The organism is Xanthobacter sp. AM11 (genome assembly GCF_047444035.1).
In the GTDB taxonomy this organism is placed as follows: domain Bacteria; phylum Pseudomonadota; class Alphaproteobacteria; order Rhizobiales; family Xanthobacteraceae; genus Xanthobacter.
Genome location: NZ_JBLAOA010000001.1, coordinates 317717 through 330235 on the forward strand (window position 1 = coordinate 317717; position 12519 = coordinate 330235).

The 12519-nt window shown below is 70.1% G+C and carries 12 protein-coding genes; 11 read left to right on the top strand and 1 reads right to left on the bottom strand.

Annotated elements, in window-relative coordinates:
• The first annotated feature begins 271 nt into the window (after positions 1-271).
• From ACI7BZ_RS01440 to ACI7BZ_RS01480, 9 genes are all read left to right on the top strand, one after another.
• A complete protein-coding gene (locus ACI7BZ_RS01440) occupies positions 272-1765 on the top strand; it encodes a 6-hydroxynicotinate reductase (protein ID WP_414115431.1) in 1494 nt (497 codons plus the stop codon).
• A gap of 5 nt (positions 1766-1770) precedes the next feature.
• Complete coding sequence (locus ACI7BZ_RS01445) at positions 1771-2715, top strand: UPF0280 family protein (RefSeq protein ID WP_414115432.1); 945 nt, start codon at positions 1771-1773, stop codon at positions 2713-2715.
• Complete coding sequence (locus tag ACI7BZ_RS01450) at positions 2708-3292, top strand: amino acid synthesis family protein (protein ID WP_414115433.1); 585 nt, start codon at positions 2708-2710, stop codon at positions 3290-3292. Before ACI7BZ_RS01445 ends, ACI7BZ_RS01450 begins: the two co-directional genes overlap by 8 nt.
• Complete coding sequence (locus tag ACI7BZ_RS01455) at positions 3289-3873, top strand: amino acid synthesis family protein (protein ID WP_414115434.1); 585 nt, start codon at positions 3289-3291, stop codon at positions 3871-3873. Before ACI7BZ_RS01450 ends, ACI7BZ_RS01455 begins: the two co-directional genes overlap by 4 nt.
• A gap of 66 nt (positions 3874-3939) precedes the next feature.
• Positions 3940-5136 carry an ABC transporter substrate-binding protein gene (locus ACI7BZ_RS01460; protein ID WP_414115435.1) on the top strand — a complete coding sequence of 399 codons (1197 nt, stop codon included), beginning with the start codon at positions 3940-3942 and terminating at the stop codon, positions 5134-5136.
• A 155-nt stretch (positions 5137-5291) separates the two neighbouring features.
• The gene (locus tag ACI7BZ_RS01465) at positions 5292-7199 is read left to right on the top strand and encodes an ABC transporter permease (RefSeq protein ID WP_414115436.1); all 1908 of its coding nucleotides are present in this window, start codon (positions 5292-5294) and stop codon (positions 7197-7199) included.
• Positions 7196-8011: an ABC transporter ATP-binding protein gene (locus ACI7BZ_RS01470; RefSeq protein WP_414115437.1), complete on the top strand. Its 816-nt coding sequence runs from the start codon at positions 7196-7198 to the stop codon at positions 8009-8011. Before ACI7BZ_RS01465 ends, ACI7BZ_RS01470 begins: the two co-directional genes overlap by 4 nt.
• On the top strand, positions 8008-8712 hold the full coding sequence (locus ACI7BZ_RS01475; RefSeq protein ID WP_414115438.1) for an ABC transporter ATP-binding protein: 705 nt from the start codon (positions 8008-8010) through the stop codon (positions 8710-8712). The genes ACI7BZ_RS01470 and ACI7BZ_RS01475 overlap by 4 nt, the downstream gene beginning before the upstream one ends.
• Before the next feature lie 93 nt (positions 8713-8805).
• A complete protein-coding gene (locus tag ACI7BZ_RS01480; RefSeq protein ID WP_414115439.1) occupies positions 8806-9258 on the top strand; it encodes a MarR family winged helix-turn-helix transcriptional regulator in 453 nt (150 codons plus the stop codon).
• Between the two features lie 27 nt (positions 9259-9285).
• Here ACI7BZ_RS01480 and ACI7BZ_RS01485 read toward each other — a convergent pair whose 3' ends face one another.
• Positions 9286-10197, bottom strand: coding sequence for a LysR substrate-binding domain-containing protein (locus ACI7BZ_RS01485; protein ID WP_414115440.1), 912 nt, complete (start codon positions 10195-10197; stop codon positions 9286-9288).
• Positions 10198-10365: 168 nt separating this feature from the next.
• Between ACI7BZ_RS01485 and ACI7BZ_RS01490 the strand changes: the two genes are divergently transcribed.
• A complete protein-coding gene (locus ACI7BZ_RS01490; RefSeq protein WP_414115441.1) occupies positions 10366-11547 on the top strand; it encodes an MFS transporter in 1182 nt (393 codons plus the stop codon).
• Between the two features lie 21 nt (positions 11548-11568).
• The gene (locus ACI7BZ_RS01495) at positions 11569-12393 is read left to right on the top strand and encodes an aldo/keto reductase (RefSeq protein ID WP_414115442.1); all 825 of its coding nucleotides are present in this window, start codon (positions 11569-11571) and stop codon (positions 12391-12393) included.
• The last annotated feature ends 126 nt before the right edge of the window (positions 12394-12519 follow it).

Consider the following 12519-nt stretch of genomic DNA (forward strand, 5'->3'; position numbering starts at 1 on the left):
GGTCCGGCGGACGCCGGCGCACCGGCTGCCGGCGGTGAAGGTATTTTTCATCTGCGCCTCTGGCATGGGCTGGCCCGCTTTGGCTAGATTGTTTCTACACGAACGATTGCGCGTCAAGCGCCGCGTCAGCATTGCTGCCCTTTAATGCAGCATGCCCGCTCCTTGTGCTTGACATGGATGAAGCCGCATATTTCATTAGTACACATATGAAATGTGCCGTGCGACGGCGGGCCCCACTGGCGGGTCCGCGGTGCCTGGAGCTGGAAGTCCGATGCCTGACGAAACCGCCATCGCGCCGCGTGCGGCAGACGACAAGATCCGCTGCGATGCGTGCCCGGTGATGTGCTACATCAAGCCCGGCCTCACCGGCGCCTGCGACCGCTACGCGAACCTCGCCGGCGAGCTGGTGCGGGTGGACCCCCACGTGGTGCTCGACCGCACGCTGGCGGCGGGGCGCACCGTGGTTCCCTTCCATCGCGGCGGCGACTGGGACGGCAAGCTCGTGACCACGCCGGAAACCTTCGTCACCGCCATCGGCGCCGGCACCACCTATCCCGATTACAAGCCCGCGCCCTTCATCGTCTCCTCGCAGGTGGACGGCGTGGACATGGTGACCGTCGTCACCGAAGGCATCTTCAGCTATTGCGGCGTGAAGGTGAAGATCGACACCGACCGCTTCCTCGGTCCCGAGCAGGCCACCGTGCGCGCCGCGGGCGAGCCGGTGGGCCATGTCACCACCTCCGAATACGGCTCGCAGATGCTCTCGCTGGGCGGGGTGCACCACCTCACCGGCGGCGGCAAGAAGGAAGGCCGCATCACCTGCGAGGCGCTGCTGGACCTGTGCAACGGCAAGGCGGTGGAACTTTCCATCGACGGCGGCGCCACCGTGGTGGTGGAAGCCGGCCGGCCCCCGGTGGTCAACGGCGTGCAGGAAGAGCGCATGCGGGTGGGCTGCGGCTCCGCCACCATCGGCATGTTCGCCAAGCAATGGTTCGGCAAGGCCGACGAGGTGGTGGTGGTGGACGACCACATCACCGGCGTCCTCTCCGAGCACCAGGCCGGCAAGCTGCTGGGCGTGAAGGAAACCGGCATCCGCATGAAGGGCCGGCGCTCCACCCCCGGCCGCTACTTCCAGGTGGCCGAGCCCGGCACCGGCTGGGGCGGTACCGACATCACCGACCCCCTCGCCATCATCGGCCCGTTCGATCCCAAGACCGCATGGCCGGGCCTGCGCCTGTTCTTCATCTCCACCACCGGCGAGCACGCCGCCTATTTCGAGCTGGACGACGCCCTCACCCCCGTCGCCAGGCCCATGCCGGCGGATCTTGCCGCTTCCGCCGAGCGGGTGAAGGAGAATTGCGAGCCGGCCCTGTCCACCGTGCTGTTCATGGCCGGCGCGGGTGGCTCGCTGCGCTCCGGCGTCACCGAAAACCCGGTGCGGCTGACCAAATCGGTGAAGGACGCCATCACCTATGTCACCTCCGGCGGCGCGCCGGTCTATGTCTATCCCGGCGGCGGCATCACCTTCATGGTGGACGTGACGCGACTGCCCCAGAATGCGTTCGGCTACGTGCCCACGCCGGCCCTGGTGGCGCCCATCGAGTTCACCTTGCCCCTGGCCGATTATGCCGCCCTCGGCGGGCACATGGCGCAGGTGCGGCCGGTGTCGTCGGTGCGCGCGGATGAGGGCCTGCTGCCGCTGGCCCCGCGGCCGGACAATCCCTGGCCGCTCGCGCCCCACACCGCCCGGCGCTCGCACGGCTGATCCCCATGGCGACCTGCGCCCCCCTCCCCCCTCCCCGACAGCGGCCGCCGCAGGCCGCGCTGCTGGCCGACGGCCGCCGCCTGCACCTGCAGGACGGGCCCATCGACCTCATCATCGAGGCGAACGGCGAGCCCGATGCGGTGGACGCCGCCTATGGCGACGCGGCCCGCCGCCTCGACGGACTGCTTGACCGCCTGTGCGCGGAGCTTCCCGCCCTGCGCGCCGCCGCCACGCCGGCCGGATGCCCGGTCAGCGGCCCGGTCGCCCGCCGCATGTGGCAGGCGGTGGCGCCCTTCGCCCGCGACGGCTTCATCACCCCCATGGCGGCGGTGGCAGGCGCCGTGGCGCAGGAGGTGCTCGCCGCCTTCGACCGCCCCGGCATCCTGCGCGCCTATGTGAACAACGGCGGCGACATCGCTCTGCACCTGCCGGCGGGGGCGCGCTTCACCGTGGGCCTCGTGGACCGGCCCGACACGCCGCGCCTCATCGGCACCACCACCATCGGCGCCGATGGGCCGGTGCGCGGCGTGGCCACCTCCGGCTGGCGGGGGCGCAGCTTCTCCCTCGGCATCGCCGATGCGGCCACCATCCTCGCCCCCACCGCCGCCATGGCCGATGCCGCGGCCACCGTCATCGCCAATGCGGTGGACCTGCCGGGCCATCCCGGCATCGTCCGCCAGCCCGCCTGCGAGCTCCAGCCCGACAGCGACCTCGGCGACCGGCCCGTCACCCGGCACGTTCCCGTGCTGACCCCGGCCGAGCGGGCGCAGGCCCTGGGCCGGGGCCTTGCCTGCGCCCGCGACCTCGCGGACCGGGGCCTCATCTGCGCCGCCGCGCTGCACCTGCAAGGCGAGACCGTGGGGACCGACCCCGTCCTCGCCCCCCTCGTCCTGACCACCGCCCCGGCCCCGCTGCCGCAAGAACCGGAAAGAGAATACGCCCATGCCTGAGGTGAAGATCCGAAAGCGCCTCCTGATCCTTGAGGACATCTTCCACGAGGGCGGCCCCGTCGCCGCCGCCCCCCACAAGCGGGGCGCCATCGCAAGCGTGATCGAGAACCCGTTTGCCGGCCGCTATGTGGAGGATATCGTCGGCTTCATGGACGACCTGAAGCCCCTCGGCGTCGCCATGGCCAAGGACCTGCTCGCGGCGCTGGGCGGCGAGGCGGCGGCCGTGGACGGCTACGGCAAGGGCGCCATCGTCGGCGCCGCCGGCGAGCTGGAGCACGGCGCCCTGTGGCACGTGCCCGGCGGCTACGCCATGCGCGAGGCCCTCGGCGACACCCGCGCCATCGTGCCCTCCACCAAGAAGGTGGGCGGGCCCGGAACGCGGCTGGACGTGCCGGTGACGCATGTGAACGCCTCATACGTGCGCAGCCATTTCGACGCCATGGAAGTGGGCGTGCCCGACGGCCCGAAGGCCGATGAAATGGTGGTGGTGCTGGTGATGAGCTGCGGCCCGCGCATCCACGCCCGGGTGGGCGGACTGGCGGCGGGCGACATCAAGGGCGAGGACGGGCTGCGATGAGCGCCAACATCCGCAAGATCGTCACCTTCGTGGAGGAGACGCACACCGAGATGGGCCGGCCGGTTTCGCCCCCCACCCGGCGTGCGGCCGCGGTGGCGGTGATCGCCAATCCGTTCGCCGGCCGCTACGTGGAGGACCTGTCCGCGCTCGTCGCCATGGGCGAGGAGCTGGGCGGCCTGCTGGCGCAGAAGGCGGTGGAGGCCCTCGGCATCGCCGGCGCCGACGCCCAGAGCTACGGCAAGGCCGCCCTGGTGGGCGAGAACGGCGAGCTGGAGCACGCCGCCGCCCTGCTGCACCCCAAGATGGGCACGCCGGTGCGCCAGGTGCTCGGCAAGGGCGCGGCCCTCATCCCCTCCTCCAAGCGGCGGGGCGGCCCGGGCGCGGAGCTCGACATCCCGCTGGGACACAAGGATGCGGCCTATGTCCGCTCCCATTTCGACGGCATGCAGGTGCGCATCAACGATGCCCCGCGGGCCGACGAGATCGTGGTGGCGGTGGCGGTGACCGATTCCGGCAGGCCCCTGCCCCGCGTCGGCGGGCTCCAGGCGGCCGACATAAAGGGCGACGACGGACTGCGCTAAGCTCCACGCGGAAGGGACGACGCAGGCGTAAAGACGGACTTTCCAGGAACCACAGGGGACCACGGCATGAAGAAGATGATCGGATTGGCGCTGGCGGCCACGCTGCTGGCGAGTGCAACCGCCAGAGCCCAGCAGGGCGAGATCAAGGTGGGCGAGATCAACAGCTATTCGGCGCTGCCCGCCTTCACCGAGCCCTATCGCAAGGGCATGGATCTGGCCCTGAAGCAGGTCAACGACGCCGGCGGCATCAAGGGCAAGAAGCTCGTCATCATCACCAAGGATGACGGCGGCAAGCCCGGCGACGCGCTGACCGCCGCCAACGAGCTGATCTCGCGCGACGGCGTGGTGATGATCGCCGGCGGCTTCCTCTCCAACGTGGGCCTCGCCCTCTCGGACTTCGCCAAGCAGAAGAAGGTGGTTTATCTCGCCGCCGAGCCGCTCACCGACGCCATCGTCTGGTCGAAGGGCAATGACTACACCTTCCGCCTGCGCACCTCCAACTACATGCAGGCGGCCATGCTGGCGGAAGAAGCCGCCAAGCTGCCGGCCAAGACCTGGGCCACCATTGCCCCCAATTACGAGTTCGGCCAGTCGTTCGTGGCGGTGTTCAAGGAACTTCTGAAGAAGAAGCGTCCCGACGTGGAGTTCGTGGCCGAGCAGTGGCCGCCGCTGAACAAGATCGACGCCGGCCCGGTGCTCCAGGCCATCGACGCCGCCAAGCCCGACGCCATCCTCAACGCCACCTTCGCCGGCGATCTGGTGAAGCTGGTACGCGAGGGCAACACCCGCGGCGTGTTCAAGGACCGCGCCGTGGTGAGCTACCTCACCGGCGAGCCGGAATATCTCGACCCGCTGAAGACCGAGACGCCCGAGGGCTGGATCGTCACCGGCTATCCCTGGTACGGCATCGACACGCCCGAGCACAAGGCGTTCCTGGACGCCTACCAGCAGCTCCACAAGGACTATCCGCGCCTCGGCTCCATCGTCGGCTATTCCACCGTCATGAGCATCGCCGCGCTGCTGAAGGGCACCGACGACCACTCCACCGACGGGCTGGTGAAGGGCATGAAGGACCTGAAGGTGAACACCCCCTTCGGCCCCATCGTCTACCGCGCGGGTGACCACCAGTCCACGCTCGGCGCCTATATCGGCAAGACCTCGGTGAAGGACGGCAAGGGCGTGATGGTGGACTACGTGTTCCGCCCCGGCGCCGCCTACCTGCCGCCGGAGGCCGAAGCCGCCAAGATGCGCCCGGCCAACTGACCGGCGCGGCGGCCCGCACCCCGGGCCGCATCCCCCTGCCACGCACGCGATGCGCCGCGCGCCCCATCCGGCGCGGCGCATCGCGGGACCCCGGCCCTCGACGGCCGCGGCCCGAGACAACAACCTTCCAGATCCGGTGAACGAAAGGCCGAGCCGTGGACTTCCTCCTGATCCAGGCCCTCAGCGGGCTTGCCAGCGCCGCCTCCCTGTTCCTCGTGGCGTCGGGCCTCTCGATCATCTTCGGCGTCACGCGCATCGTGAACTTCGCCCATGGCGCCTTCTACATGCTGGGCGCCTACGTGGCCTTCACCCTGACCGACCGCTTCGCCGGCCCGCTCGGCTTCTGGGGCTCCATCCTTGCCGCCAGCATCGTGGTGGCGGGGCTGGGCGCGCTGATGGAAATGGTGCTGCTGCGCCGCATCTACCATGCGCCGGAACTGTTCCAGCTGCTCGCCACCTTCGGCGTCACGCTGATGGTGCAGGACATGGTGGTGCTGGTCTGGGGGCCCGAGGACCTCATGGGCCCGCGCGCCCCGGGCTTTGCCGGCGCGGTGGAGCTGTTCGGCCGCAAGGTGCCGTCCTACGATTTCCTGCTCATCGCCCTCGGCCCCGCGGTGCTGGGCCTGCTCTGGCTGCTGTTCCACCGCACCCGCTGGGGCGTGCTGGTGCGCGCCGCCACCCAGGACCGCGAGATGGTGGCCTCCCTGGGCGTGAACCAGAAATGGCTGTTCACCAGCGTGTTCGCCCTCGGCGTGTTCCTCGCCGCGCTGGGCGGCGCGCTGCAGATCCCGCGCACCACGGTGAGCCACGCCATGGACCTGTCCATCATCGTGGAAGTGTTCGTGGTGGTGGTCATCGGCGGCCTCGGCTCGGTTACCGGAGCGTTCATCGCCGCTACCCTGGTGTCGGAGCTGAACGCCTTCGGCATCCTGGTGCTGCCGCAGATCTCCATGGTGATGGTGTTCCTGGTGATGGCGGTGGTGCTGGTGGTGCGGCCGTTCGGCCTGTTCGGCAAGGCCGAGGGCGCGCCGCGCGCCGCGGCCGGCCTGTCCATCCGCCCCTGGCGTCCCATGGTCGCGGCCGAGCGCGCCGGCGTCGCGGTGGCGGTGGCCGCGGCTGCCGCCCTCCCCTTCTTCGCCGGCAGCTATGCCCTGAGCGTCGGCTCGGAAATCCTCATCTTCGTGCTGTTTGCCGCCAGCCTGCACTTCCTCATGACGGTGGGCGGCCTCGCCTCGTTCGGGCATGCGGCCTATTTCGGCCTCGGCGCCTATGGCGCGGCCTTCATGGTGAAGCTGGCGGGCGCGCCCATGGAGCTGGCGCTCCTCGCCGGCCCGCTGCTCGGCCTTGCCGGGGCGGTGCTGTTCGGCTGGTTCTGCGTGCGCCTGTCGGGGGTGTATTTCGCCATGCTCACCCTGGCGTTTGCCCAGATCGCCTGGTCGGTGGCGTTCCAGTGGGTGCCGGTGACCGGCGGCGACAACGGCATGCTGGGCATCTGGCCGGCCTCCTGGGCGGCGAGCCCGCAGGGCTTCTTCTGGATGACGCTGGCCAGCGTCGCGGTCGGCGTCGCCCTGCTGCGGATGCTGGTGTTCTCGCCCTTCGGCTTCGGCCTGCGGGCGGCGCGCGACAGCACCCTGCGCGCCGAGGCCATCGGCATCGACCGCACCCGCACCCAATGGGCCGCCTTCATCGTCGCCGGCACCTTCGCCGGCATTGCCGGGGCCCTGTTCGCCTTCCTGAAGGGCAGCGTGTTTCCCGAGAGCCTCGCCATCCCCACCTCGGTGGACGGACTGGTGATGGTGCTGCTCGGCGGCATCGAGACGGTGTCGGGGGCGGTCATCGGCGCCATCGTCTACAAGGCGCTGGCCATCTGGCTGATGAGCAAGACCGAGCTGTCCAAGCTGGTGCTGGGCGGCGTCATCGTGCTGCTGGTGGTGGCCTTTCCCAAGGGCATCGTCGGCTTCCTGGAAGACCTGCGCCATCGCCGCAGCCGTCCGCCCGCCGCCAATGGCGCGGGACCGGCGGCCGCTGGCTACGGCGTCGCCAAGGTGGAGGCTGCGGAATGAGCGCGCTGCTGCAAGTGGCAGGGCTGGTGAAGTCCTATGGCGGCGTGCACGCCGTGCGCGGCGTCACCTTCGCCGTCGATGCCGGGCAGATCCTGGCCCTGATCGGCCCCAACGGCGCCGGCAAGAGCACCTGCTTCAACATGCTGAACGGCCAGATCCCGCCCGATGCCGGCTCGATCCGGCTGGAGGGCGAGGAGATCGTCGGCCTGCCACCGCGCGCCGTGTGGCGGCGCGGAGTGGGGCGCACCTTCCAGATCACCGCCACCTTCCCCTCCATGACGGTGCGCGAGAACGTGCAGGTGACGCTGCTGTCGTTCCACAACCGCCTCGCCTCCTTCATCGGCTATGCCGGCGCCGCCTACCGGGCGGAGGCGGACGGGCTGCTGGCGCTGGTGGGCATGGAGGCGCAGGCCCAGCGCCCGTGCGGCGAGCTCGCCTATGGCGACCTGAAGCGGCTGGAGCTGGCCATCGCCCTCGCCAACCAGCCGCGCCTGCTGCTGATGGATGAGCCCACCGCGGGAATGGCGCCGAAGGAGCGGGTGGAGCTGATGCGGCTCACCGCCGGCATCGCGCGGGAGAAGAACATCGGCGTGCTCTTCACCGAGCACGACATGGACGTGGTGTTCGAGCATGCCGACGCGGTGATGGTGCTGAACCGGGGCGAGCTGATCGCCCGCGGCACGCCGGAGGAGGTGCGGCGCGATCCGCACGTGCGCGCCATCTATCTCGGCGAAGGCCTGCTCTATGACGCCAGGCATCGCCAGGACCAGCCCGACACCCAGCACCAGAACCAGCACGGGAGCGCCGCATGAAGCTCGAAGTCTCCGGGCTGAACAGCCATTACGGGCCGGCCCACATCCTGTTCGACGTGGGCTTCGATGTGGACGCCGGCGAGGTGGTGGCGCTGCTGGGCCGCAACGGCGCCGGCAAGAGCACCACCTTCCGCTCGGTGCTGGGCCTCGTGCCCCAGCGCGCCGGCACGGTGCGGTTCGAGGGCGAGGATGTCTCGCGCCTGCCCACCTATGAGATCGTCCGCCGCGGGCTGGGCTATGTGCCGGAGGACCGGCGCATCTTCAACACCTTGACGGTGGAGGAGAATTTCGAGGTGGGCCGGCAGCCGCAGCGCCCCGGCGTCGCCGCCTGGACCCCGGAACGCGTCTATGCGCTGTTTCCGAACCTGGGCGAGATGCGCAAGCGGCCCGGCGGGCAGATGAGCGGCGGCGAGCAGCAGATGCTGACCATCGGGCGCACCCTCATGGGCAACCCCTCCATGGTGCTGCTCGACGAGCCATCCGAGGGCCTCGCGCCCAAGATCGTGGAGCAGATGGCCGATGCCATCCTCACCATGAAGCGGGAGGGGCTCTCCATCGTCATCTCGGAGCAGAACCTGCATTTTGCCAAGCTGATCTGCGATCGCGCCTATATCATCGAGAAGGGACGGATGAGATTCTCCGGCACCATGGAGGAGCTCGAAGCCAACCCGGAAATCAGGGATGCCTACCTCGCCGTCTGACCGCGGGTGCGATCGGGCCGGACGAGGGGATGGGTGGGAGGTGAGACGCGTGGCGACGATGGGGCTGGAACCACTGCCGGGAAGGGCGGGCGCTTGAGCGCGAAGCCGCGCGCCCCCCGCCGGCGCGCCCGGACGCCCGCTTACCTGCTCGACACCCAGGTGGGCTTCGTGCTGCGGCAGGTGATGCAGCGCCACACCACCATCTTCGGCGCGCGGATGGACGAGGACCTCACCTCCACCCAATGGGCGGCGCTGGTCAAGCTGGCGGAAAAGGGGCCCTGCTCGCAGAACCTTCTGGGCCGCCTCACCGCCATGGATGCCGCCACCATCAAGGGGGTGGTGGACCGGCTGGCGAAGCGCGCCCTGGTGGAAACCCGCCCCGACCCGCAGGACGGGCGCCGCCTGGTGGTGGCCCTGACGGCGGAGGGAGCGGCCCTGACCGAGCGCGCCGCCCCCATCGCCCTGGCGATCACCGAGGAGACCCTCGCCCCCCTCGACCCGCAGGAGCGCGAGCAGCTTCTGGCCTTGCTGACGCGCCTGAAATAGGCGGGGCGCCCGGCCGGGCGGCCCCGTTCACGCCTCCCGCTCCCGTCCGATGGCGTCGGCCAGGAAATCGACGAAGGCGCGGATGCGGGCGGCCAGGTGCGCATGGCCAACATAGACCGCATGGATGGGCTCCACGTCGCCGGCGTTGAAATCCTCCAGCAGGGCGACGAGGCGACCGGCCTTAAGGTCTGCCGCCACATGGAAGTGGCCGAGCCGCGCAAGGCCCAGCCCGTCCAAAGCGAACCGGCGCAGGATGATGCCGTTGTTGCCCAGGGCGCTGCCGGAAATGGGCTGGCTGAAGGCCGCGCCGCTGGCGGGATCGCGGAACGGCCACTCGTCCGGGCGGCGGCGGAAGTTGAAGCGCAGGCAGGCATGCCGCGACAGGTCCGCCGGCACAAGCGGCGTGCCGTGGCGCTCCAGATAGGCCGGGGAGGCGACGATGACCCGCCGCGTCTCCAGGAGTTTGCGGGCCTTCAGGGCGGAATCGCGCAGGCGCCCGGTGCGGATGGCGATGTCGGTGCGCTCGTCCACCAGGTCGATGACCGTATCGGTCAGGGACACGTCCAGCTCCACCAGCGGATAGAGCGCCAGGAAGGCGGGCACCCGCGGCAGGAGGCAGACTTCCCCGAAGGCCACGGAGGACGAGATCCGCAGCCGCCCGCGCGGCTGCGCCCCCGCCCCGCTGGCGATGAGGCGCTCGGTCTCCTCGATGTCGGCGAGGATGCGCCGCGCCCGCTCCAGATAGACCGCGCCTTCCGCCGTGAGCTGCAGCGTGCGGGTGGAGCGCACGAACAGCGGGGTGCCCAGCCGGTCCTCGATGCGGGTTACGAGCTTGCTCACCGCCGAAGGCGAGAGCCCCAGCTTGCGGCCCGCGGCGGAAAAGCCCCCGGCCTCCGCCGCCGCCGCGAACACCACCATCTCCCCCGCGCGATTGTCCAAGCCTCCCCTCCCCGGGGGTACATATGTGAACTAAATTCAAAATCATTTTGACACTATGCCGGCTTCAGTCTCAAGAGCGGCAGGTCCATTTTGCATCGCAGCAAGGCGCCCCGCGCCGAAGCCTCCGATTCATCCCCGTCCGGCCGCCGGCCCGCGGAAGGGACTGCCATGCCCATTGCGCTCTACGCCCTCACCATCGCCGCCTATGCCATCGGCACCACCGAGTTCGTCATCGTCGGCCTCCTGCCCACGGTGGCCCGGGACCTCGGCATCACCCTGCCCCTCGCCGGCCTCATCGTCAGCGTCTATGCCCTGGGCGTGACCTTCGGCGCGCCCATCCTCACCGCGCTCACCGGGCGGATCGCGCGCAAGCCGCTGCTGCTGGGCCTCATGGCTTTGTTCATCGCCGGCAACACCGCCGCCGCGCTCAGCCCCTCCTACGGGATGCTGCTGGGGGCGCGGGTGCTTTCAGCCTTCGCCCATGGGGTGTTCTTCGCGGTGGGCGCCACCATCGCCGCCGACCTCGTGCCGGAGAACCGCCGCGCCTCGGCCATCGCCCTCATGTTCATGGGGCTCACGGTGGCCATCGTCACCGGCGTGCCGCTGGGCACCTTCATCGGCCAGAGCTTCGGCTGGCGCGCCACCTTCTGGGGGGTGGCGGGGCTCGGGGTGGTGGCCCTGCTCGCCATCGCGCTGCTGCTGCCGGCGCACATCCGCAAGGCGCCGCCCGCCGCGCTGCTCGACCAGGTGCGGGTGCTCGGCGCGGGCCGGCTGCTCCTGGTCTTCGCCATGACTGCGCTGGGCTATGGCGGCACCTTCGTCGCCTTCACCTACCTCGCCTCCATCCTGGAGAGCATCACCGGCTTCTCCGCCGCGCAGGTGAGCCTGATCCTCATCCTCTACGGCGCCGCCATCGCGGTGGGGAACCTCTCGGGCGGGCGCATCGCCGACAAGGACCCGGTGAAGGCCCTCACCTTCCTATTCCTGGCCCAGTCCATCGTGCTGGTGGCGTTCACCTTCACCGCCCCCTCGCCGGTGGCGACGCTGGTCACCCTTGCCGCCCTCGGCTTCCTGTCCTTCGCCAACGTGCCCGGGCTGCAGATCTATGTGGTGGAGCTGGCGAAGCGCTATCGTCCGGGGGCGGTGGACACGGCCTCCGCCCTCAACATCGCCGCCTTCAACCTCGGCATCGCGCTGGGCGCGTGGATCGGCGGCCTCGTGGTCGCCTCGCCCCTCGGCCTCGGCGCTACGCCCTGGGTCGGCGCCATCATGGTGGCGGGGGCCCTCGTGCTCACCTTGTGGAGCGGCGCGCTGGATGCCAGGGCGCGGCCCGCGCTGGCGCAAGCCTGAACCTGAACCGGGAGACACCCCATGCACACCGTCACCGCCAACGGCGCCAGCCTTCCCGCCCTCGGCTTCGGCACCTTCCGCGTCAGCGCCGCCGATACGCTGCGCATGGTGCCGCACGCGCTGAAACTCGGCTTCCGCCACATCGACACCGCCCAGATCTACGGCAACGAGGCGGAGGTGGGCGAAGGCATCGCCGCCTCCGGCATCCCGCGCGCCGAGGTGTTCCTCACCACCAAGGTGTGGGTGGCCAATTATCCCCGCGCCGCCTTCCTCGCCTCGGTGGACGAGAGCCTGAAAAAGCTCAGGACCGATCATGTGGACCTCTTGCTGCTGCACTGGCCCAGCACCGCCGTGCCGCTGGCCGAGCAGATCGGCGCGCTGAACGAGGTGCGGGCCGCCGGCAAGGTGCGCCACATCGGCGTGTCCAACTTCACCACCGCCCTGATGGCCGAGGCGGTGCGCCTTTCCGCGGCTCCCCTCGTCACCAACCAGATCGAGGTGCACCCCTTTATCGACCAGTCGAAGGTGATGGCGGCCGCCCGCGCGGCGGGCCTGTGCGTCACCGCTTACTACGCCATGGCCGACGGCAGAGTGTTCACCGACGGCACGCTGGCCGCCATCGCCGCCGGGCATGGCCGCTCGGTGGCGCAGGTGGTGCTGCGCTGGCTGGTGCAGCAGCCCGGCGTGGTCGCCCTCTCCAAGACGGTGAGCGAGGCGCGGGCGGCGGAAAACCTCGCCATCTTCGACTTCGCCTTGTCCGACGGGGAGATGGCGGCCATCTCCGCCCTTGCGGTACCCGACGGCCGCCTCGTCAGCCCACAGGGGCTGGCGCCGGAATGGGATTGAGGGCGCGCGCGGGGTGCGGGTCACGAAGATTTAAGTGTTCCGGGTGGAACCATGGGCCCCGCTTTTGTGTTTCCAGGGGCTTTTTGATATGAGGGCGCCTCTGCCGATGTCATTTGGAGCTGCGTG